The 21602-nt window shown below is 44.3% G+C and carries 6 protein-coding genes and 1 pseudogene; all 7 read left to right on the top strand.

From position 1 onward, the window contains the following. The first annotated feature begins 4 nt into the window (after nt 1-4). The 7 genes and pseudogenes from RM368_RS02000 to RM368_RS01970 all read left to right on the top strand — a co-directional run bounded on the left by RM368_RS02000 (nt 5) and on the right by RM368_RS01970 (nt 21384). The gene (locus RM368_RS02000) at nt 5-970 is read left to right on the top strand and encodes an acyl-CoA desaturase (protein ID WP_322692488.1); all 966 of its coding nucleotides are present in this window, start codon (nt 5-7) and stop codon (nt 968-970) included. A 62-nt stretch (nt 971-1032) separates the two neighbouring features. Further along, a complete protein-coding gene (locus tag RM368_RS01995) occupies nt 1033-1326 on the top strand; it encodes an acyl carrier protein (protein ID WP_322692487.1) in 294 nt (97 codons plus the stop codon). A gap of 108 nt (nt 1327-1434) precedes the next feature. Next, a complete protein-coding gene (locus RM368_RS01990) occupies nt 1435-2319 on the top strand; it encodes a cyclopropane-fatty-acyl-phospholipid synthase family protein (RefSeq protein WP_322692486.1) in 885 nt (294 codons plus the stop codon). 70 nt (nt 2320-2389) lie between these two features. Continuing rightward, on the top strand, nt 2390-3259 hold the full coding sequence (locus RM368_RS01985) for a cyclopropane-fatty-acyl-phospholipid synthase family protein (RefSeq protein WP_322692485.1): 870 nt from the start codon (nt 2390-2392) through the stop codon (nt 3257-3259). 56 nt (nt 3260-3315) lie between these two features. Next, the gene (locus tag RM368_RS01980; protein WP_322692484.1) at nt 3316-4224 is read left to right on the top strand and encodes a cyclopropane-fatty-acyl-phospholipid synthase family protein; all 909 of its coding nucleotides are present in this window, start codon (nt 3316-3318) and stop codon (nt 4222-4224) included. Nucleotides 4225-4269: 45 nt separating this feature from the next. Next, nucleotides 4270-13575 (top strand): annotated as a pseudogene (locus RM368_RS01975) (amino acid adenylation domain-containing protein); the annotation flags it as partial. A 129-nt stretch (nt 13576-13704) separates the two neighbouring features. After that, nucleotides 13705-21384, top strand: a complete 7680-nt coding sequence (locus tag RM368_RS01970) for a non-ribosomal peptide synthetase (protein WP_322692482.1) — start codon at nt 13705-13707, stop codon at nt 21382-21384. The last annotated feature ends 218 nt before the right edge of the window (nt 21385-21602 follow it).

Here is a 21602-nt window from a genome sequence, read left to right as displayed (position 1 = left end):
ACCAATGACTACGCAGTTGGATTACACAACAAAATTCGAGCCTCCTACAGTTTCACCTATGTGGCAGAAAGTAACAATCAAGAGCGATCGCCTGAAAACTCCACAGCAACTTCATGCCTTAGCCATTAACATAATTCCTTTACTGGGTTCAATAGCCGCAATTGCGATCGCTTCCCACGTAGGAATTGGCTTCGTGGAGGTAGGGCTATTGGTTAGCATGTACGTCTTGACGTTTGTCGGGATTACTGTAGGTTTTCACCGACACTTTGCCCACTGTGCCTTCCACACGAATACTGCTGTCCGAGTTATACTCGCCATCCTTGGATCTATGGCATGTCAAGGTCCCTTAATTTATTGGGTCAGCAATCATCGACGCCACCACCAATACAGCGATCAACCTGGGGACCCCCATTCACCCTATTGCAATCAAAACCAACGCCTTGGTCAGATTCGAGGGCTATGGCATGCCCAGATTGGCTGGACCTTTACTCACGAAATCACAAACACTTTCTTGTTTAGCAAAGACCTACTTCGGGAGCCTGCGCTCTCAAAAGTCAACCAGCTTTACTACGTTTGGATCTTGCTGGGACTTACCATTCCCAGCATCCTCGGAGGGATGCTCACAGGAACGAGTATGGGTGTACTCTCCGGATTCCTCTGGGGGGGCTGCGTCCGCTTATTCCTCTCGTACCATTTTACGAACAGCATTAACTCGATTACCCACCTTTATGGCAGCCGTCCTTTTAATACCCGCGAACAAAGTACGAACAACATTTGGTTAGCTATTCCTACTCACGGAGAATCTTGGCACAACAACCATCATGCTTTCCCCAACTCGGCAAAATTTGGACTGAAGTGGTGGCAAATTGACCTGGGTTACTGGGTCATCCGCACGCTTGAATTGACTGGCTTAGTTTGGAATGTCAAGGCTCCGACAACAGACGCGATCGAGGCTAAAAAGGTGGTTTAGCAACACTTTCAGCAATTTTTAAAGAAAAAAACTGACTCACCAAAACTATGGAGATTAAAACAATGAAAATTCAGGATATTCAAGTCACCCAGATGCCCAAGGAGTCTGCTACTGAGGCAAAGATTCAAGCCTGGTTAGTCTCTTATCTAGCCGAACTACTCGAAATCGACTCAGATGAAATCGATGTCAGGATTCCCTTCGACCGCTACGGTCTAGATTCCTCAGCATTAGTAGGCTTGACTGGTGACCTGGAAACTTGGCTTGGACGTGAGCTTGATCCTACCTTGCTGTACGATTACCCCACCATTGATGCTTTGGTCCAGCATTTAATTGAGGAATCCAAAGTAAAGGTGTAAGCACCAGTAGTGAAAGAGGAATCAGATCGTAAGTAGACTCCCAAAATGCGGGGGATTTCTGCAATGGGCATCCATTAGGTAAATATTTGTCCCAGATAAGACAGTGCAATGAATACTTTGAAAACTCAAAATCGCGGTTCATCGGCTGAGGCACTTCAGCATCATTATTGTGACATTGGTAACGATTTTTACTCTCTCTGGCTCGATCCCACTTTGACCTACTCCTGTGCACTTTGGGAAAAAGATGAAGCATCTGACGACCTCGAAACAGCACAAATGCGAAAACTTGACTTCCATATCGCTCAAGCCAAGGCAAAGGGCGCTGAACGAGTTTTAGATGTGGGTTGTGGTTGGGGTTCAGTATTGAGGCGTCTTGTAGACGTTCATGGTGTTGAACGTGCTGTTGGGATTACTATGAGCGAAGTCCATTCTAAATGGATTTGGGGGTTGAACCACCCAAAGCTCGAAGTGCATCTGGAACACTGGATGGATCACTCTCCAGTGGCACCCTATGACGGCATTATTTCGTTAGAAGCGTTTGAACATTTTGCTCGGTTAGAACTTTCCTATGAAGAAAAATTAGGAGTCTATCGTCAGTTCTTCTCGCGCTGCCACTCATGGCTGAAAGCAGGTGGCTGGATGTCGCTCCAGGTCATTTCATACGGGAACATGCGCCGAGAAGACGCCAGTGAATTCATTTTCACAGAAGTTCTCCCCGAATCAGATTTACCTAGTATTGCCGACATTGCCAAAGCGACTGAGAGAATTTTCGAGATCGTGGAGCTTCGCAACGATCGCCAAGACTACGTACGCACCTGCAAGATTTGGCTTTCAAAGCTAAAGGCGAACCGGAAAGCAGCAGTCAAGCTAGTCGGGGAGGAAGTCGTTAAGCGGTATGAAAAATACCTCAATTTTTCGATCATTTGTTTCCACGTTGGAACGACTGATCTTTTACGAATTGCCCTGCGCCGAATTGACAACCCGCGTCAGTAATTGGCTGGCACATTGAACCCGTAGTGCTTGCTTAATTGCTGCAAGTTTTAAGCAGGAGATAAGATAACCAATGAACGCAGTGAAAAATCAAAATCCAGGTGCATCAGCAGAGGCAATTCAGTATCATTACGATGTTAGTAACGATTTTTACCGACTTTGGCTCGGTAGCACTAACGCGTATTCCTGTGCCATTTGGGAAGAAAATGACACCTTGGAGTCAGCGCAGTTAAGAAAGATTGACTTTCATATTAACCAAGCGAAGGCAAGGGGTGCATTACGAGTTTTAGATGTGGGTTGTGGCTGGGGTACCACATTAAAAAGACTTGTGGAAGTGCATAATGTTGAGCAGGCTGTGGGTCTGACTTTGAGCAAAGCTCAGGCGGAATGGATTGAGTCATTTAAACAGCCACGAATTAAAGTCAAATTAGAAAGCTGGTCAGAGCACTCTCCAGAAGAGCCTTACGATGCAATTATTTCAGTTGGTGCGTTTGAACATTTCGCTAAACTTAACCTCAACAATGTACAGAAAGTAGAGGGCTATCGTACATTTTTCCAGCGCTGCCACGAGTGGCTAAAACCTGGTGGTTGCATGTCCCTCCAGACCATGACATACGGGAACGTGCGCCGAGAAGAATTGAGTCAGTTCATTGCGGATTGTCTCCCCGATTCAGATTTACCTAGTTTTTCAGAAATTGCCGAAGCAACTGAAAGAATTTTTGAGATTGTAGCCCTTAGAAATAACCGCGAAGACTACGTGCGTACCTGGAAAACTTGGCTTTCTAATTTAAAGGCGAATCGGAAAGCAGCAGTCAATCTGGTAGGGGAAGAAATGGTTGCCAGATATGAAAAATTCCTCAGCCTTTTCACAATTGGTTTCCACGCTGGAAATATGGATCTTTTACGTATTACCATGCGTCGGATCGATAATCCCCGAAATTGACCTAAAGTCCATTAACTTAATCAACAATCGCCCGTCAACCCGTTCTATTCATAACTATGAAATCTAAAAATACCGTTGCTTTAACTTCGGCAATCCAATACGATTACAAGGGCACGTCGGCTGAGGCAATTCAAAATCATTACGATGACGGCAACGAATTTTATCGACTTTGGCTAGATAAAACCCTTGCCTATACCTGTGCAATGTGGGAAGAAAATGAAGGGTATGATGCTCTAGAAACAGCACAAATCCGAAAGCTAGACTTCCATATCAACCAGGCGAGGGCAAAGGGAGCTAAACGAGTCTTAGATATAGGCTGCGGTTGGGGTTCGCTGTTGAGACGCCTAGTTGAAGTTCATGGTGTTGAGCAAGCAGTCGGTCTAACCTTGAGCAAAGCTCAAACAGAGTGGGTTAAATCGTTAGAAAACCCTCGGATTTCGGTTCATTTACAGAACTGGGCAGAGCATTATCCAGAGAAGCCATATGATGCGCTCTTGGCAATAGGAGTACTAGAACACGCCGCCAAGCTAGAGATATCTCAAGCTGAGAAAGTAGAAGCTTATCGCCATTTCTTTTCGCACTGCCATCAGTTACTGAACCCCGGTGGCTGGATGTCTTTGCAAACTGGCGCGATCGAGAATATGCGCCGAGAAGACTTCAGTAAGTTCATTGCAACTGAGATATTCCAAGAAACAGATTATCCACGTTTGGCGGACATTGTTAAAGGCAGCGAACGGATTTTTGAGATTGTCGCACTACGCAATGATGGCAAGGACTATGCGCGTACCTGCAAAGCTTGGCTTTCAAACCTAAAAGCAAATCGGAAAGCAGCCATCAAGCTAGTCGGGGAAGAATTAGTTTGCCGCTATGAAAAATACCTCAGCTTTTGCAGTATTTGTTATCACTTAGGGACGACGAACCTCTTGCGGATTACCTTTCGTCGGATTGACAACCCCCGTAAGTAATTGGCTGGCACGTTGACAAAGAGATATGAAGTTAGGAGATTTGAAGTGGAACCGATCGCGATTATAGGCATTGGCTGTCGTTTTCCTGGTGCGAAGGATCCGGAATCCTTCTGGCAACTGCTGCGATCTGGTGTAGATGCTATCAAAAAGGTGCCGTCAGATCGGTGGGATATTGATGCCTTGTATGACCCAAACCCAGATACACCCGGAAAAATGAACACCCGCTGGGGTGGCTTTCTGGAGGAAGTGGATCGGTTCGCTCCCAGCTTCTTCGGGATTTCCCCCCGCGAAGCTGAGGCAATGGATCCCCAGCAAAGACTATTGTTGGAGGTCACCTGGGAAGCTCTCGAAAATGCCGGATTGGTACCGGAAAAGCTAGCTGGTAGCCGGACTGGGGTGTACATTGGTATCAGCAACCTAGACTACCACAGGCTTATATACAAGGATTTATCTAGCTTAGACGCCTATAAGGGCACTGGGACCTCCCCCTGCATTGCTGCCAGTCGGTTATCTTATGTGCTAGATCTGCGAGGGCCTAGTGTAGCGATGGATACTGGTTGTTCCTCATCTTTGGTTGGAGTACACTTTGCCTGCCAGAGTTTGCAGAGTGGAGAGTCCAATTTGTGTCTAGTCGGAGGGGTGAACCTGATGCTGTCTCCTGAGCCAACCATCACTTTCTCTCAAGCACGTATGATGGCCGCTGACGGTCGCTGTAAGACATTTGACGCCAAAGCAGACGGTTATGTGCGGGGGGAAGGCTGTGGCATAGTGGTTCTCAAGCGTCTTCCAGATGCGCTCCGGGATGGAGACAATATTCTGGCAATCATTAGAGGCTCGGCAGTCAACCAAGATGGTCTCAGCAATGGAATTACAGCACCCAATGGACTTGCACAGCAAGCTGTGATTCGCCAAGCTTTAGAAAACGCTCTCGTCAAACCAGCCCAAATCAGTTATGTTGAGGCTCATGGCACTGGCACCTCTTTGGGAGACCCAATTGAAATTAAATCCCTAAAAGCAGTGCTGATGGAGGGCCGTTCCTTAGAGCAGCCGTGTTGGATTGGCTCGGTCAAGACCAATATTGGTCATTTGGAAACTGCTGCCGGAATTGCTGGCCTCATCAAGGTGGTGCTATCCCTGCAACATGGGGAGATTCCCCTCCACCTGCACCTGAATCAGCTGAATCCATATATTTCTCTGGAAGGAACTCCCTTTTCCATCCCTACTGAGTGCCAACCTTGGTCTGCTAGTACAGAACCTCGCTTTGCCGGAGTCAGCTCGTTTAGCTTCGGTGGTACTAATTGCCATGTGATTCTTGAAGAAGCACCTGCTGTGACTCAGGTAGCTAGCGATATTGAACGCAAAGTACACCTGCTTACACTTTCTACAAAAAGCGAGAAGGCTTTACAGGAATTGGCACAAAGTTATGCAGATTTCGTAGTGTCTCATCCTGAAGCATCATTGGCAGATATTTGCTTCACTGCTAACGTAGGGCGATCGCATTTTGACCATCGATTGGCTGCGATTGTTGACTCTCGACAGCAATTGCAAACAACATTGAATGCTTTTACTCTTGGGCAAGAGAATTCTGGGGTAGCAAGCGCTCACTCGCTCGGTCAAAAGTCTCCCAAAATTGCCTTTTTGTTTAGTGGTCAGGGTTCCCAGTATTTAGGGATGGGACGACAACTTTACCAAACTCAACCTACTTTCCGCAACTGTTTAGACCACTGCCAAGAAATTCTGTCTTCTTATTTAGAAAAACCGCTACTATCAATTTTATACCCCGAATCAGAGAGCGATTCTCTCCTAAATGAAACAATTTATACTCAACCAGCATTATTTGCTTTAGAGTACGCACTTTTCGAGTTATGGAAATCTTGGGGGATAACTCCAGATGTAGTTATGGGTCATAGTGTGGGTGAATATGTCGCTGCATGTGTAGCGGGAGTATTCAGCTTGGAAGACGGACTCAAACTGATTTCCGAACGGGCAAAATTGATGCAGACATTGCCTCATAAAGGTGAGATGCTAGTTGTATTTGCTGATGAAGCACAAGTAGCAACAGCCATTCAACCTTACGCAAAAGAAGTAGCGATCGCCGCCATCAACGCCCCCAAAAATATTACGATATCTGGGCGTATAGCAGCGATCGCCTCAATCGCTGATGCCTTGGAAGCACGAGGAATTGAGACTCGAAGCTTAAAAGTGTCTCATGCTTTTCACTCTCCTTTAATAGAAGATATTTTGGATGCCTTTGAGTTACAAACCAGTCAAATCCAATTTCACGCTCCAAGTATTCCCCTAATATCAAATTTAACGGGGCAAATGATGTACTCTGAATTTATCCCGGATGCCAAATATTGGCGACAACACACTCGCCAAACAGTTCAATTTATGGCGGGGATAAAAACTCTATTCGCACAAGGATACGAACTATTTTTAGAAATTGGTCCCAAACCAATCCTGTCGAGCTTAGGTAAACGCTGTCAACAAAAAGAAAAGGCGGTTTGGCTACCTTCTTTAGCACCGCAGAAAGAGGATTGGGGAGTGATGCTGGAAAGTTTATCAGCCTTATACGTAAGCAAAGCAAAGATTGACTGGCTGGGATTCGATCGAGATTATTCACGTCGCCTACTTTCGCTTCCTACCTATCCTTTCCAAAGAAAACGTTACTGGATTCCAGAACAAAGCACAATGCCAAACCAGTTATCCAAGCCCATAAAGGCAAACGCGATCGCTACTAACGGTTTAAATCCTGCTTTGACTACATTTAGCAAAACGAACCAAAAAGAAACAATTCTTACAACCTTGCGAACTCTGGTTGCGAATTTACTTAAAACAGAACCATCTGAAATAAATATAAACGCTCCTTTCTTAGAAATAGGCGCTGATTCTATAGTCCTTATTGATGCCATTAACAGCATTGAAACAAACTATAGAATAAAAATTACTATTCGCCAATTATTTGAGGAGTTGACGACCCTTGATGCCTTGGCAAATTATCTAAACGAGCACATCGTCCCAGAAGATTTTATTTTAAATGAAACAGAAACTGAGGTACTGTTGCGATCGCAACTATCACAACCAAGCGAGCCAGCCACAGTAGAGCAACAGATGGGATCTCAGAAAGCGATGGAAGCAATCATTCAGCAGCAGCTTCAGCTTATGTCTCAGCAATTAGAAGTGATGCGGGGTAATGGTTTATCCACAGTTCCCAATTTTTCTGCCCACAACGGACACTCAAAACCCGCAGTTGAGACACTAAAGCCAGCACCACCCAAACCAATGGCTCAAGAAAGATTTTCGCCCTTGCCCCCTTGGAAAGTCAGCGAAATTCGCCATCAAGGACTCAACCCGCAACAACAGCGTCACTTAGAAGATTTCATCGTTCGTTATACCCAGCGCACTCAAACCTCAAAACAACTAACGCAAACCTATCGACCAATTTTGGCAGACAATAGGGCTGCGGCGGGCTTTCGTTTCTCTACCAAAGAAATGCTCTATCCGATTGTGGGAGAACGTTCTCAGGGTTCGAGAATTTGGGATGTTGATGGAAATGAGTACTTAGACCTGACAATGGGATTTGGGGTGAATTTGTTTGGACACCAGCCCGATTTTGCGATCGCCGCTTTAAAAGAGCAGGTCGATCGAGGAATACAAATTGGACCCCAAACCCGTCTGGCAGGAGAGGTTGCGCAGCTAATTTGCCAACTTACGGGAATGGAGAGAGTTACTTTTTGTAATTCTGGAACCGAAGCGGTGATGACAGCACTGCGCTTGGCACGCACAGTTACAGGTCGTCAAAAAATTGCTTTGTTTGCTGGTTCTTATCACGGTCACTTTGATGGAACTTTGGCAATGACTCCAACGAGCGACGATTTAAATGTAGTACCAATTGCTCCAGGGATTCCATCAAATGCAGTCGCAGATGTTTTGGTGCTTGAGTATGGCAATCCTCATTCCTTAGAGATACTCGAAGCTCACGCACACGAACTGGCAGCCGTTTTAGTCGAACCAGTACAAAGCCGCCGACCCGATCTCCAACCGAGAGAATTTCTCCACCAACTCAGACAGTTAACGCGAGAAAAGGGAATCGCATTGATAATTGATGAAATGATTACTGGTTTTCGCATTCATCCTGGTGGAGCGCAAGCATGGTTCGGGATTGATGCAGATATTGCTACTTACGGCAAGATCGTTGGTGGGGGAATGCCTATCGGTGTCGTTGCTGGTAAAGCTATTTATATGAATAGTCTTGACGGTGGGATGTGGAACTATGGAGATGCATCCTATCCTCAAGCAGAGACGACATTTTTTGCTGGCACTTTCTGCAAACATCCTCTAGCTTTAGCTGCTGCGAGTGCTGTCCTCAAAGAAATAAAAATGCGCGGATCTACTTTGCAAGAGAATTTGAATCAGCGCACAGCTAAGTTAGCGGACACGCTGAATGCTTACTTTGCAGGCGAGAATTTATCCATTCGTATCGTTTATTTTGGCTCGTTGTTCCGTTTTGCTTTTTCGAGCAATATGGACTTGTTATTTTATCATTTGCTCGAAAAGGGAATTTATGTTTGGGAGGGGCGCAATTGTTTTCTGTCTGCGGCGCATACTGACGAAGATATAGATTACCTAATTCAAACAATTAAAAATATTGTCGCCGAACTGCGAGAAGGGGATTTTTTACCCAAATCTGTGAGCGATCAAAGCCAAAAAAAGCAAGAATTAGCCAAAACATCGGAAAAAATAAGTGAATCTAACTTAGTAAAAGAAGCCGAAGTCAAGAAAGAAACAGACAAAATACTTTTAACTAAAGCTCAAAAGCAACTCTGGATTTTAGATCGGATGGGAGACGATGGCACCCTCGCTTACAAAATCTCGCTCAGTCTGCAATTAAAAGGTTCGTTAAATCTGGAGGCGATGAATCGAGCCGTACAGCAAGTTGTAGATCGCCATGAGGCTTTACGGACAAAAATCGACAGTCAGGGTAATTTTCAGCAGATTTTGCCATCTCTAAAGATAGATATTTCGTTAATTGATTTATCTAATGCAGGCGATGCTCATAAGGGGAGCCGCCCAAAGGGCGATCGCGATTTTCAAGTAACACAGTGGTTTCAACAAGAAAATCTAAAACCTTTTGACCTTGCCACAGCACCTCTGTTTCGCGCTCAGATTCTCAAACTAGAAGAGCAACTACATTTGCTAGTTCTGACGGCGCATCACATTGTTACCGATGGCTGGTCGATGGGCATTATTTTGCAAGAAATAGCTCAATTGTATTCAACAGAGTGTCAAGGCGTTGTTTGCCAGCTCTCATCGCCTCAACAATTTAGAGAATACGTCAATTGGCAGGAAGAGCAACGCCAAACCGAGAAAATGGCTATTAGCGAATCTTACTGGTTAGAAAAATTTGCCAATTCAATTCCCGTCTTAGACCTGCCAACTGACCGTCCTCGCCCGCCGATAAAGAGCTATCGGAGTAATAAGCAAACGATACAGCTTGATGCCGATCTTTGTCGTCAACTAAAGCAGCTAAGTACACAAAAGGGTTGTACTTTGTTTATGACTCTTTTATCAGTGTATACAGTTTTACTTTACCGATTAACAAATCAAGATGACATTGTGGTAGGTATTCCCAGTGGTGGACGGTCAATTCGGGGAAGTCAAGGGCTGGTCGGATACTGTGCTCATTTACTACTTTTACGAAGTCCAGTAGTCGGCGACTTGCCATTCTTAGAGCATCTTAAAAAAGTCAAAGATGTATTATTAGATGCCTACGAACACCAAGATTATCCGTTTGCTTGGTTAATTGACAAGTTGAAAACTAATCGCGATATAAGCCCCTCCTCTGTTGTATCGGCAATATTTAACATGGAGCGACCTGTAGCCATGCAAAAGATGTTTGAACTGGAAACAGACTTGTTCGTTCAACCAATTAGCTTTGCCGATTACGATATCAATTTGAATGTTACCGAGATAAATGACAATCTTATTTTAGATTTTGCATACAACACAGAATTGTTTAATGCTGCAACAATCGATCGCTGGTTAAAACATTTTCAAACTTTGTTAGGGAAGATTGTCGCTCATCCAGAGCAACGTGTGTACGAACTCCCCCTGCTAACTGAATCTGAGCAACATCAGTTATTAGTAGAGTGGAACAACACCCAGACGAAATATCCAAAAGAAAAATGTATCCATCAGTTATTTGAGGAACAGGTAGCAAAAACGCCAAATGCGGTGGCAGTGGTATTTGAACAGCAACAATTAACTTATCAACAGTTAAATGAACGTGCGAATCAACTAGCTCATCACCTGCAAAGCTTGGGAGTAGAATTAGAAGTACTCGTGGGCATTTGTGTGGAACGTTCTGTTGAGATGATGGTGGGATTGTTGGGTATTCTCAAGGCGGGTGGAGCGTATGTACCACTTGACCCAAGTTATCCAGCCGAACGATTGAGTTATATGTTGAGCGATGCAGGAATTGAGGTGTTGTTGACGCAAGAAAACTTGTTGTCTATTTTGCCCTCCGATGTGTCTCAGGTGGTTTGTTTGGATACTGATTGGGAAAAGATCGCAACCTATTCTCAACGGAATGCTGATAGTGAGGTTACATCATTTAATTTGGCTTATGTCATCTATACTTCGGGTTCTACAGGTCAACCCAAGGGTGTTGCTATCAAACATCAAAGTACAGTTGCTTTGTACCATTGGGCTACACAAACATTTACAAGGAAGCAGCTAAGTGGAGTTTTGGCTACAACTTCCATCTGTTTTGATTTATCTGTTTTTGAGTTATTTGTAACTTTGTGCGTGGGGGGTAAAGTAATTGTTGCCCATAATGCTTTGGATATACCCAACCTGAACACAGCCGAGGAGATAACTCTAATTAATACAGTTCCTTCAGCGATCGCTGAACTTTTAAGAATTGGTAGCATACCTGCACAGATACAGACTGTCAATTTAGCAGGTGAACCTCTGCCAAATAAAATGGTAGAGCAGCTCTACCAGCATCAAAACATTGAAACAGTATATAATCTATACGGTCCTTCAGAAGACACAACCTACTCTACGTTTGCTTTGATAGCAAAGGGAACAACCAAGTCACCTTCCATCGGTCGTCCCATCGCCAACACCCAAGTTTACATTTTAGACCAACACATGCAACCAGTGCCCATTGGAGTAGCTGGAGAACTATATATTGGTGGTGATGGATTAGCCAGAGGCTACCTGAACCGTCCAAAATTGACTCAAGAAAAATTCGTTCCCAATCCCTTTTCCTTTAACAAATCAGCACGCCTATATAAAACAGGCGACCTCGCTCGTTATCTTTGTGATGGCAACATCGAATTCCTGGGACGCATTGACCATCAAGTAAAGATTCGCGGCTTCCGCATCGAACCAGGCGAAATCGAAGCAGCGTTGAATAATTATCCTCAGATTCAACAAGCTGTGGTCATAGCCAATGCAGATACTTCTGGAAATCAGCGCCTCATCGCCTATGTCGTCAGTGAAGAGGAAACCGTCAACACTCATCAACTACGGGAATTTCTCCAACAGCGACTCCCCGCCTACATGGTACCTGCGATCTTTGTTATCCTTGATACCCTGCCGTTAACTCCCAACGGCAAAATAGACAAAAAAGCACTACCTGCACCTGATGGCAACATCGAACGAGAGCGGGAATATGTAGCCCCCCAGACGGAGAGTGAGCAAATCTTAACCATCATCTGGCAAGAACTACTGCTGCGCGAGCAAGTCAGTATTCACGACAACTTCTTTGAAATCGGCGGGGATTCTATCCTCAGCATTCAAGTAGTGTCTCGTGCCAAAACTGCTGGAGTCCAAATCACGCCCAAACAAATATTTCAACATCAAACCATCGCCGAATTAGCCAGGGTTGCCAACACAACCGCGATAGTTGATGCTCGTCAAGGTGTAGTGACGGGAGTGGCGCCGCTAACCCCAATTCAACGCAGGTTCTGGGCGAAACAGCATATAGCAGCTCACCATTACAACCAATCGGTTTTACTACAAATTCCCCCCGATCTAGACAGGGAATTTATCGCTAACGCCTGTCAAAAATTACTAGAGCATCATGATGCGCTACGGTTGCGCTTTCCAGCAGCAGCCACAAAACACCAACAAATACTCCACGAATTAGAGGATAACATACCCTTTTCCGTAGCGGATTTATCCACAACTCCCATTGAGGAACAACCACAAGCTTTAGAAAATATCGCCTCCGAATTTCAAGCTAGTTTAAACCTGTCCGCCGGATCTATCGTGCAAGTGGTGATGTTTGACCTGGGCAACGAGCAGGATGGACAGTTATTAATTATCATTCATCACCTAGCGGTAGATGGGGTGAGTTGGCGGATTTTATTATCAGATTTAGAAACAATTTATCAACAACTATTTACACAACAGCCGATACAACTAAGTCCCAAAACCACAGCATTTATTGACTGGGCGGAAAAATTAAATCACTATGCCCAATCAGAAATACTCAAATCGGAGTTAGATTATTGGCTTGGCCAACCTTGGGAGAGGGCAACTCCATTACCCATAGATCGAACCAGCCACACAGCAGACAACACGGTAGGGAGTACTGATACGATATCTGTGACATTGAGTGCCGCACAAACCCATCAATTGCTAGGATCGGTACACGAGGCATACAAAACTCAAATTAACGATATCCTCCTGATTGGGTTAGTAATGACCTTAACTGAGTGGACGGGAAATTCCAGCGTCATCATCGATCTAGAGGGACATGGACGCGAAGAACTGTTTGAAGATGTAGATTTATCGCGGACAGTAGGATGGTTTACCAGTTTATTTCCAGCCTTATTGCAACTCCCACAATCAACCCCACTAGCGACAGTAATCAAGTCGCTCAAAGAACAATTACGAGCAATTCCACAGCGGGGGATTGGCTATGGCATTTTGCGTTACTTGTGTGCAGATGCTGAGGTCAAAGAACGATTGCAGAGAATTCCCACCCCAGAAATTAGTTTTAACTATCTAGGACAATTCGACCAAGTTCAATTCAAAACTGGTTGGAACGTAGCCTCTAAGCCCGCCGGATACGAACAAAGTTCCCAGCAAAATCGGGAGCATCAATTAGAGATTGATTGTCTGGTGACAGCAGGAGAATTACAGATTATCTGGGCTTATAGTAGTCAGATTCATCAACGAAACACAATAGAAAATTTGGCTCAGAGCTATTTGCAGAACATCAGAGATTTAATCGAACATTGCCAGTCAGAAGATGCCTATGGATATACGCCGTCAGATTTTCCAGAGGCACAGTTAAATCAATCAGAACTTGATGAGTTATTAAAACACTTATAAAAGCAACCTAATTATGACAATATAGCAGTCCTATTTGAGTTGTAAATCGTCTCATGAGGGCAGGGAACAGGAAACAGAAATTGTTTACAAATGATTTAGGATTGCTATACAAAAAAAAGGTGAATAGTAATGAGCAACAAAAAAGTGAAATCTCCGAGCGCATCTAAAAATCTTGAAGCAATTTATCCACTGTCTCCGATGCAACAGGGGATGCTGTTCCACAGTTTATATGCCCCGAAGAGTGGGGTGTATGTCGAGCAGATGACTTTGATGTTGCAGGGGGATATCAATGTTACTACTTTTAAATCTGCTTGGCAAAAAGTGGTGGATAGATATTCAATTCTGCGGACATTCTTTATTTGGGAAAATCGCCCCACGCCATTACAAGTGGTGTTGAAACAGGTGGATTTACCTTGGACTAATCTCGATTGGCGATCGTTATCCTCAACTAATCAACAACAGCAATTATCAGAGTTGTTGCAAACCCAAAGAGAGCAAGGTTTTCAATTAGACCAAGCACCATTGATGGGGTGTACGTTGATTAGATTCGGTGAAGATGTTTACAAGTTTATCTGGAACTGTCACCACATCCTGATGGATGGCTGGTGTTTGCCAATTATCTTCAAAGAAGTGTTGAGTTTGTATGAGGCCGAACTTCAGGGGAAAACTTATCATTTGTCAACCCCAACTCCTTACCGAGGTTATATCGCTTGGTTAAATGCTCAAGACCAGACAGCCTCGACTGAGTTTTGGCGACAAGCTTTACAAGGTTTTAGTGCGCCTACTCCTCTAGTAGTCGATCGAACTCCGCCTCAATCTCAGCAGCCAGACTCAAATTACCAAGAACTGGAATTACAGTTATCCACAGATGTGAGCCGTAAATTGCTTGCTCTGGCACAACAGCAGCATGTGACTTTATCAACGCTCGTCCAAGCTGCTTGGGGTTTACTCTTAAGTCGTTATAGTGGCGAGCCAGATATTGTATTTGGCGTGACGGTTTCTGGTCGTCCGACAAGTTTATCTGGGGTGGAAAATATGGTGGGATTGTTTATCAACACCCTACCATTACGGCTGCAAATATCCCCGAACCAACAACTCATCCCTTGGCTGGCACAAATACAACAGTTCATGTTGGAATTGCAGCAATACTCTTATACACCACTGGTAGAAATTCAATCCCTGAGCGAGGTTCCCGGGGGAACACCGTTATTTGAGAGTATTGTGGTGTTTGAGAATTATCCAATGGATAGTTCTTTAGCCAATAAAAGTGGTTCGTTACAGCTAAGCGAAATCGAGAGTTATGAACGAACGAATTATTCACTGACTGTAGTTGCAGTACCTGGAGATGAGTTATTAGTCAAGATCGAGTACGATTCGGTTCGGTTTACAGAAGATACGATAGAACGGATGTTGGGACATTTGCAAACGATTTTCTGTGCCATTGCTGAAAATCCCCAGCAAAAGATCGGCGAATTACCTTTGCTAAGTACCGCCGAGCGCCAACAATTATTAGTAGAGTGGAATGATACTGAGCGGGAATATCCCCAAGACAAATGTATCCATTCCTTATTTGAGGAACAGGTAGAGAGAACACCGGATGCTGTAGCGGTGGTATTTGAAGAGCAGGAATTGACTTATCGACAGTTAAATGAACGCGCGAATCAACTGGCCCATCATTTACGGCAATTGGGAGTACAAGCAGAAGTATTAGTCGGACTGTGCCTAGAACGCAGCATCGAACAACTCATCGCCGTCTTAGCCATCCTCAAAGCAGGTGGTGCATATCTGCCTTTAGATCGGAATTATCCATCACAACGCCTGCAATATTTGCTCGAAGATGCCCAAGTTAAAATACTGCTGAGCCAGCAATCACTCATTCGTGCATTATCTATCAGCAGCCAAAAAATCATCTGCTGGCAAACAGACTGGTCGCAAATTGCCCAACAACCAATTATTAACCCCGAAAATCTTACTGCACCAAAAAATAGTGCTGCTATCTTCTACACCTCTGGTTCTACAGGTGTTCCCAAGGGTGTAGTCACGATCCATCAGGGATTGGTCAATTATGCACTGACAGCTAAAAATACTTTAGGGCTAAATAACCAAGACCGCTTCTTACAATTAGCATCGATCGGCTTTGACGTTTTCTTAGAGGAAATTCTACCGACATGGCTAGTTGGTGGTGTGGTTGTCCTACCACATGAAGCCAAAGTAATTACCGCTACACAACTAGAGCAAATCATCAGCCAGCAGAAAGTTACAGTCATGGAAATGACTACAGCGCACTGGCATGAGTGGGTATCGCAACTAACTAGCTTGGGGATGCGTCCACCGAGTTCACTACGCTTACTGTTGGTCGGTGGCGAAACTATCTTGTCCGAGTATATAAAGCAATGGCAACAATTTCATCTGCCCCTAGTTCATGTCTACGGTTTGACGGAGACGACCATCACCTCAACCATGTATCAGTTACCACCAGATACAGCGCCATTAGAGATGGGATACAAGTTGCCTATCGGTCGTCCCTTAAGTAATACCACACTCTATATCTTGGATGAAATGTTGCAACCAGTACCGATTGGAGTAGCTGGAGAACTCTATATCGGTGGTGATGGATTAGCCAGAGGCTACTTAAACCGTCCAAAATTGACTCAAGAAAAATTCGTTCCCAATCCCTTTTCCTCTGACAAATCAGCACGCCTATATAAAACAGGCGACCTCGCTCGTTATCTTTGTGATGGCAACATCGAATTCCTGGGACGCATTGACCATCAAGTAAAGATTCGCGGCTTCCGCATCGAACCAGGCGAAATCGAAGCAGCGTTGAATAATTATCCTCAGATTCAACAAGCTGTGGTCATAGCCAATGCAGATACTTCTGGAAATCAGCGCCTCATCGCCTATGTCGTCAGTGAAGAGGAAACCGTCAACACTCATCAACTACGGGAATTTCTCCAACAGCGACTCCCCGCCTACATGGTACCTGCGGTCTTTGTCATCCTTGATACCTTGCCGTTAACTCCCAACGGCAAAATAGACAGAAAAGCACTACCTGCACCCGATCCCGAGAGCGACAGAACTGGAGAATATGTAGCCCCTCGCACACCAAGCGAAGAAATCATCGCCGACATTTTTGGTGAAGTGTTAGGGATAGAAACTGTCGGTATCCACGACAACTTCTTTGAACTGGGCGGACATTCTCTCTTGGCTACCCAATTAATCTCCCGACTCAGACAGAGCTTTGAAGTAGAAATTCCCCTCAAAGCCGTCTTTACATCGCCCAGCGTCGCGCAACTCGACCAAACTATCGTTCAATTACGGACAGAGGGACAAAGCTTGAATCTGCCATTGATTAAGCGGATTGCCCCAGACACAGAGAAAATCCCCCTCTCCTTTGCCCAAGAAAGGCTGTGGTTTCTCAACCAACTCGAAGGAGCATCGGCAACCTATAATATGCCTGCCGCCTTGCGGCTGAGTGGAAGATTAAATCTCAATGCCTTGCAGCAAGCCCTAGCCGAAATCATTCGTCGCCACGAGGCACTGCGTACCAGTTTTGCCAACATTAATGGCACGCCGATGCAGGTGATTCACTCAACGGCTAGCATAGATATGGAAGTAGTGGATTTACAACACTTAGAAGAGAGCGAACGCAAACTAGTTTTAGAGCAACAATTACAACTTGCAGCGATTGCTGCCTTTGATTTAGAGAGTGCTCCCTTAATTCGGTGCAATTTATGGCAATTATCAAACAGCGACTACGTATTTGGCATCAACATACACCATATAGTCTCGGATGGGTGGTCGATGGGCGTGTTGATTCAAGAACTATCAGTGCTGTATAAAGCCTTTTGTGCTGGAGAATCATCCCCCCTACCAAATCTAGAGATTCAATATGCCGACTTTGCCCTGTGGCAGAGACAATGGTTGAGTGGAGAGATACTAGAGGAGCAAATACAATACTGGGTATCGCAATTACAGGGTGCACCAGAATTGCTGCAACTACCCACCGACCGCCCGCGTCCCAGCGTGCAAAGCTATAGAGGTGCAACGCAAAGCTTTGGATTGAATCGGGAATTAACTCAGAAATTAGAATCACTCTCAAGGCGGGCGGGTAGTACGTTATTTATGACCTTGTTGACTGCCTTTGCCACCTTACTCTATCGTTACACCGGCCAGTCAGATGTGGTCATTGGTTCAGCGATCGCCAATCGCCACCGCAGTGAAATAGAGCCATTGATTGGCTTTTTCGTGAATACCTTAGTCTTGAGAACTCGCTTAGAGGATAATCCCAGCTTCGAGCAGTTGCTCGCGCAAGTCAGAAAAACTACCCTCCAAGCTTATGAACATCAGGATGTGCCCTTTGAACACGTAGTAGAGGCATTACAACCCCAACGCTCTATGAGTTACTCCCCGCTGTTCCAAGTGATGTTTATGTTGCAAAATGCACCGATGGGCGAGCTGGAACTACCAGGAGTATCGTTGAGTGAGTTAGAGCAGGAAAGGACGATTGCTAAGTTTGATTTGACCCTAGATATAAGCGAAACTTCGGCGGGATTGGAGTGTGAATGGGAGTACAACACTGACTTGTTCGATCGCTCAACCATTGAGCGGATGGCGAGTCATTTTGAAAACTTGTTGTCAGCCATTGTGGACAATCCCCAGCAAAGGGTGAGTGAATTACCTTTACTGAGTCCTGCCGAACGCCAGCTGTTGTTAGTGGAATGGAATGACACCGAGTGGGAATATCCAAAAGACAAATGTATCCATGAGTTATTTGAGGAGCAGGTAGAAAGAACACCGAATGCTGTGGCGGTAGTATTTGAACAGCAACAATTAACCTATCAACAGTTAAATAGTCGAGCAAATCAACTGGCCCATTACCTGCAAACCCTCGGTGTGGGGCCAGAAGTCCTGGTGGGCATTTGTGTCCAACGTTCGCTGGAGATGGTGGTAGGACTTTTGGGGATACTTAAAGCTGGTGGTGCGTATGTGCCTGTTGACCCCAATTATCCACAAGAACGGTTAAGTTATATGTTGGCAGATTCGGGTGTTGAGGTGTTGTTGACGCAAGAAAACTTGTTGTCATCTGTGCCATCTCATACTGCCCGAACGGTTTGTTTGGATACTGATTGGGAGGTAATCTCGCAGCATAGTCAGGAGAATTTAGTAAGTAGTGCGGGTGCAGATAATTTGGCTTATGTCATCTACACTTCTGGCTCTACAGGTCAACCCAAGGACGTTGCCATCGAACATCACAGTGTGGTCAACTTCCTAAATTATATGAGTCATTTTCCAGGATTAACTCAAGAAGATACTTTCTATGCAGTCACTACTATTGCCTTTGATATTGCAGCCCTTGAGCTTTATTTACCATTGATAGTAGGAGCAAAAGTTATTGTCACTTCCCATGAAATTGCTACTGATGCCGATAGGCTGTTGTCTGAGTTGTGCGAATCAAAAACAACCCTTATACAAGCTACTCCAGCTACTTGGCAAATGTTATTAGCTGGGGGTTGGTCTTCTAATTATCCTCTAAAGGTATTGTGTGGTGGTGAAGCATTATCCAAGCGTCTAGCCCATCAAATTCTGGCAACTGGTAGCGAATTGTGGAATTTGTATGGTCCAACTGAAGCAACTATCTGGTCTACACTTGAACAAGTGAAAGTAGCAACTACCGAAGATAGACCTTCTTCTATTGGTCGTCCAATTGCCAATACTCAAATCTACATCTTAGATCGACAAATGGAACCAGTACCCATTGGTGTGCCTGGAGAACTATACATCGGTGGCAATGGTTTAGCTAGAGGTTATTTGAACCGTCCCGAACTCACTCAAGAAAGATTCATCCCCAACCCCTTCTTCCCTGACAAATCAGCACGCCTGTATAAAACTGGCGATCTGGCTCGTTATCTGTCTGATGGCAACATCGAGTATATTGGTCGATACGACCATCAAGTTAAAATTCGTGGTTTCCGCATTGAATTGGGAGAGATCGAAGGCACTTTGAGCCAACATCCCGATCTACAGCAAGCAGCAGTAATTGCTCGAGAAGATGCTCTAGGGAATAAACACTTGGTTGCCTATATAGTCGCCAATACAGAAGAGCGTAATCTGCAAGCACAAATAAATGAATTGCAAACTGAATATCTATCTGATACATATTTGGTTTGGCAAAATATGTACGAACAAAGTTATCAGCAAGTGCATCGAGGTCGAGACTGGTCTTTCAATATTACTGGTTGGAATAGTAGTTACACAGGTTTACCAATTCCAGATGAGGAAATGCGGCAATGGGTAGATTACACAGTACAACGCATTTTAGAGCTACAGCCCAAGCGAGTACTAGAGATTGGCTGTGGCATGGGACTGCTGTTATCTAAAATTGCGCCCCACTGTTATGAGTACTGGGGGACAGACTATTCAAAAGTAGCACTGCAATATGTTGAGGATATGCGGCAGCATGTTGGTGGCTTGGAAAATGTCACTCTTTTTCACAGAATGGCCGATGATTTTCAAGGCATTGAAGCAGAAGTTTTTGATACGGTAATTATCAACTCAGTCATTCAATATTTTCCGAACATCACTTATCTACTGCGCGTCATCGAAAATGCCGTCAGCATGGTTAAACCAGGCGGCTGTATTTTTATCGGCGACATCCGAAACTTATTGTTACTGGAATACTACCATGCTTCTGTACAGCTAGATCAAACGTCTGACTCTACCTCTATATCACAATTAAAAAAACGTATCCAACAGTGGGTCACTCAAGAAGAAGAATTATTAATCGACCCCGCCTTTTTCGCAGACCTTCGACAGCATTTGCCTTGTATTACTCAGGTGCAAATTCAGCTCAAAAGAGGCACTTATCATAATGAACTCACAAAATTTCGCTACGATGTAATTCTCCACATCGACAGTCAAGTACCTGCTGCTAGCACCACAGAGATTGACTGTTTGAATTGGCACACCGAACATCTCACCTTAGACAAGGTGCGGCAGCTATTAGAAAGCGATCGACCAGAAACTTTAGGGATATCATATGTCCCTAATGGTCGCCTCCAGAAAGAGTTACAAGTTTTAAATCAAAGCGATCGTCTGGAGACCGTTGAACAATTGCGGCAAGAAGCCATTCTGGTCAGTAATTGGGGAGTAGACCCGGAAGATTGGTGGAATTTAAGTCTCGACCTTCCCTATTCTTGCGAAATTATCTGGTCTAATTCTGGTACAGATGAGTCTTATGCAGTTATCTTCCAACTATCGTCAGCTCCTAAAATTATTGATGTACCGCCAGGCAGTCTCAGACCTTGGCATACCTATGCAAATAATCCGTTGCAAGGGAAGTTGACTAAAAAGTTAGTTCCCCAATTACGTCAATTTTTAGAAACACAACTGCCTGGGTATATGATTCCTTCTACTTTCAAATTGTTGGAATTCATGCCGTTGACTCCCAATGGCAAAATAGATCGCCAAAATCTTCCCATACCGAATATAAATCAGCAAATAACAGTCGATTTTGTCGCTCCCAGAACACCAATAGAAGAAATACTGGCTAATATTTGGTCAGGGATATTAGGATTAGAAAAAGTAGGCATTCACGATGACTTTTTTGAATTAGGGGGTCATTCTTTGCTGGCAACTCAACTCATGGTTCAAATTCGGGAAGCCTTTTCATTTTTAGTTGATTTACCCCTGCGTTTACTATTTGAAAAAACTACCATTGCGGAATTGTCTGAGTTCTTATTAAACCAACTTATGGAGCAGACAGAAAACGATTTGCTGGAAAAAGTCTTAGAAGAAATAAATAGATGAATCATTAAATAAATGACTATGCTTTGAAAAGTAATTGATATACTCTGCGTTTTTTGAATCAAATCCAGAAATTCCTCATATTAATTAAGACAAATATCATGAGCAATCTGCACGACCGATTAAGCAATCTCTCTTCAAAGGAACTTCAACTTCTTTTTAAGAAACTAGAGGCTAAAAAATCTACGATCGATAAACAAGAGAAAATTTCAGAGGGATAT

It is taken from the genome of Nostoc sp. DedSLP03, from assembly GCF_034530815.1.
In the GTDB taxonomy this organism is placed as follows: Bacteria; Cyanobacteriota; Cyanobacteriia; order Cyanobacteriales; family Nostocaceae; genus Nostoc.
Note: the sequence above shows the minus strand (reverse complement) of the source record. Positions and strands in the feature narration are given on the sequence as shown.

Coding starts and splice junctions, on each gene's coding strand:
- RM368_RS02000 (WP_322692488.1), top strand. CDS start 5: ATGACTACGCAGTTGGATTACACAACAAAATTCGAGCCTCCTACAGTT.
- RM368_RS01995 (WP_322692487.1), top strand. CDS start 1,033: ATGAAAATTCAGGATATTCAAGTCACCCAGATGCCCAAGGAGTCTGCT.
- RM368_RS01990 (WP_322692486.1), top strand. CDS start 1,435: ATGAATACTTTGAAAACTCAAAATCGCGGTTCATCGGCTGAGGCACTT.
- RM368_RS01985 (WP_322692485.1), top strand. CDS start 2,390: ATGAACGCAGTGAAAAATCAAAATCCAGGTGCATCAGCAGAGGCAATT.
- RM368_RS01980 (WP_322692484.1), top strand. CDS start 3,316: ATGAAATCTAAAAATACCGTTGCTTTAACTTCGGCAATCCAATACGAT.
- RM368_RS01970 (WP_322692482.1), top strand. CDS start 13,705: ATGAGCAACAAAAAAGTGAAATCTCCGAGCGCATCTAAAAATCTTGAA.